Origin of the sequence: Nocardia sp. 2TAF39 (genome assembly GCF_052114905.1) — a bacterium.
Taxonomy (GTDB): Bacteria; Actinomycetota; Actinomycetes; order Mycobacteriales; family Mycobacteriaceae; genus Nocardia.
The window spans coordinates 1-3,111 of the sequence record NZ_JBFRFQ010000112.1 but is presented as its reverse complement, the minus strand read 5'-3'; the positions used below and the strand labels follow the sequence as shown (position 1 = coordinate 3,111).

Genomic DNA, 3,111 nt, shown 5'->3' with positions numbered 1-3,111 from the left:
GAAGAACACGAACACACCACAGATGGCGTACACGATGAACAATCCGGGGCCCGCTTTGGCCAAACGCCCACCCGCGCCCAGGAACAGCCCGGTGCCGATGGCGCCACCGATYGCGATCATCTGCAGCTGACGCGGGCGAAGGGACTTGTGGTACCCCGCGTCCTCCTCGTGGAGCGTGCCCGCCGGCGCGGGCAGCTCCGAGGGAGGTCGAACTGTGGTCATGGGGATGGCCTTTCAGGTGACGGCGATCATATCTTCGCTCAATGTACCGTTATATAGCGGCACGTTCAATAGTGACTTGCCTCTTGTAACACTCTGGACATCGAAAACTGTGAGAAATGGGCACGGAGCAGCGGGGATCGCGATTCATTCGTTGATCGGACCACTGCATATCGGTACGCTCAATGTGAAAATCGGCTGATGGAGCGCAGATGGCGTGGTTCGAGCGGGAGTTCATCGCGGTCCCGGAGGACCGCAAGAACCAAATGGTCTACAAGTGGCCGGATGTCAACATCCGCCGCTACACCCGTGCGATCGTCAACGCCGACGAGATCGCCCTGTTCGTCAAGTCCGGGCAGGTGGTCGCCGCGCTCGGCCCCGGGCGGCATCGCATCGACGCCGACGAACTGCCGGTACTCGGCGCGCTCGTCGACACCGTCACCGGCGGGAACTTCTATCGTGCCGAGCTGTATTTCGTCGCCACCCGGGAAGTCTCCGGCGTCCGGTTCGGCGGACGACTGGCCGATATCCTCGATCCGGTCAGCGAGCAAGTGGTTACTCTGCGCGTCTTCGGCGAGTTCGCTCTCGCCGTCCGGGATCCGGCCGAACTGCTCACCTCGCTGGTGGGCACCGCCGATCTCACCGACCAGGACAGGGTGCAGAGTTGGAGTGCCGATCTACTGCTCAAGTCCATGAAAATCGCTGTCACCCAGGGTATTTCGCGCGGCGACTGGCAGGTGCTCGGGCTCTCGGCACAATTGCAGCCGATCGAAGCCGCCGTCCTACGCCAGACCAACACCGCGCTCTACGAATATGGACTGCGCATCCCACGGATGGGCAACTTCGACATCACGCTGGCACCGGAGGACGCGGACCGGCTCAAGCGACTCGCCAAGGACGTCAAATACATTCGCCTGACCGGTGACTTCCAACGCTATGCCGCGGGCGAGCTCGCGCTCGGCGCGGGCCAAGGGTTCGCGCACGGCCATCACCACGGCGCCGAGGGCGGATTTCTCGGTGCGGCACTGAGTTTGAATGCCATCGGACAGCACGTGGGCAACCAGTCGGGCGCGCCGCAACTGCCGCCTGCTCCAGCCGATGCCGGGCAATCACCCTGCGTCACCTGTCAAGCCGCAAATCCGGCAGGTGCGCGGTTCTGCATGAACTGCGGCACACCCCTCACGCCACAACCGCGGCACTGCCCCGGTTGCGGCGCGGAATCGACAGCGACGGCCAAGTTCTGCGGGAGCTGCGGAACGCCGATGCCCGGAGGCTGACGCCGAGGGCGTCCAACCTCCGGGCATCGTCCGGTTGCTCAGCCGATGACCGTCGATGCAACCGTGGTCGACTCACCTCCGGTCACCATACTGCGGACCTGACGCGCCGCGACCGAGAGTGACGCCAGATCCTGGGTCTCGACGGCGAAGATCTGCGCCAGCGACGCGCCGGCGCGAGCGAGCCGGGACCGGTTGGTCGACTCCCAGTAGGCGATCTTCTCCGCCGTGCTCTCCTGCGGTTCGGTGGCGGTGAGCACGTCGAGCGTCAGCGAACGCAGCGAATCGTAGAGATCCTCGCGGACCGCGAGCCGTGCCAGCGCGCTCCAGCGCCCGCCCCGCTCGAGCTTGCCGACCGCGGTCAGCAGGCGCTCGATCTGGAAGTGCTCGTTGAGCGCGTAGTAGAGCACCGCGACCTCCGACGGATCACGCTCGGCGATCTCGGCCAGGTCGATCACGTCCAGCAGCGGGAAGCGGTGGATCAGCCCGAACGCCTCGTCAGCCAGCTCATGTGGCGCGCCGCGGGAGATCGACCGGCGCGAGCGCTCGGCCAAATCGTTGGCGAGATAGCCGGTCAACAAGGCGGGCACCTGCCCAGCCAGGGCCCACACTCGGTCCCGGTACCTGGCGATGTCGGCGCCGATCGCAATCGGCTGCGGCCGGTTGGACAGCAGCCACCGGGATGCGCGGTCGAGAGTCCGCTTGGTCTCCAGTTCCAGTTCGTTGCGCGCCGCCGTGGACATCGGGGTCTGCCTGATCCGCTGCCAGAGTGCGTGCAGATCGAAGATCTCGACCGCCGCCGTGTAGGCGCGCACCGCGTCGTCGGTGGTAGCCCCGGCCTCCTCCGCGAGGCGGAAGGCATAGGTGATTCCGCCGTAGTCGACCATGTCGTTGACCACCACCGTGGCCACGATCTCGCGCCGCAGCGGGTGCCTGCCGATCGCGGACGCGAAGCGCTCGCGAAGTGGCGCGGGGAAGTAGGCGGGCAGCACCGGCGCGAACGCCGCGCTGTCGAGCAGGTCACCGGCGAGTAGATCGGCCTTGAGCGAAAGTTTCACGTGCGCCATGAGATTAGCCAGCTCGGGCGAGGTGAGCCCGGCTCCATCGGCGGCACGCCGGGCCAGCTCCGCGTCCGTCGGCAGCGCCTCGAGCTCGCGGTCGAGGCCACGGCGTGCCTCGAGGTCGTTGATCAGCCTGCCGTGCACGCTAGACATGCCCGCCGCGTCGGACCGCGACATCCCCAGTCGGAAGTTCTGCGAGATATTGTCGCGCAGAACGAGTTCGGCGACCTCGTCGGTCATCGAGGCGAGCAGCGGGTTACGGTCGGCCGCGGCGAGCTCGCCGCCGGAGACGACGGCATCCAACAGGATCTTGATGTTGACCTCGTGGTCGGAGCAGTCCACGCCCGCCGAGTTGTCCAGCGCGTCGGTATTCATTCGGCCGCCGTTGCGGCAGAACTCGATCCGACCCAGCGCCGTCGCGCCCAGGTTGCCACCCTCGCCGATCACCTTGACCCGCAATTGGTTCGCGTTTACCCGCACCGCGTCGTTGGACTTGTCACCCACATCGGCATTGGTTTCGGTGCTCGCCTTCACGTAGGTGCCGATGCCGCCGTTTT

Annotated in this window: 2 protein-coding genes and 1 pseudogene; 1 reads left to right on the top strand and 2 read right to left on the bottom strand. The window is 66.1% G+C overall.

The annotated features are described in order from the left end of the window. Positions 1-222 (bottom strand): annotated as a pseudogene (locus AB4Z47_RS30475) (amino acid permease); the annotation flags it as partial. A 209-nt stretch (positions 223-431) separates the two neighbouring features. Here AB4Z47_RS30475 and AB4Z47_RS30470 point away from each other — a divergent pair. Then, complete coding sequence (locus AB4Z47_RS30470) at positions 432-1,496, top strand: SPFH domain-containing protein (RefSeq protein ID WP_441956139.1); 1,065 nt, start codon at positions 432-434, stop codon at positions 1,494-1,496. 38 nt (positions 1,497-1,534) lie between these two features. On the opposite strand, the gene AB4Z47_RS30465 is transcribed toward AB4Z47_RS30470, so the two are convergent. Beyond that, on the bottom strand, positions 1,535-3,111 hold a 1,577-nt coding region (locus tag AB4Z47_RS30465), incomplete at its 5' end, for an NAD-glutamate dehydrogenase domain-containing protein (RefSeq protein ID WP_441956137.1).

Bases quoted from the DNA above. Each gene is read 5' to 3' on its own strand.
- AB4Z47_RS30470 (WP_441956139.1), top strand. From the start codon at position 432: ATGGCGTGGTTCGAGCGGGAGTTCATCGCGGTCCCGGAGGACCGCAAG.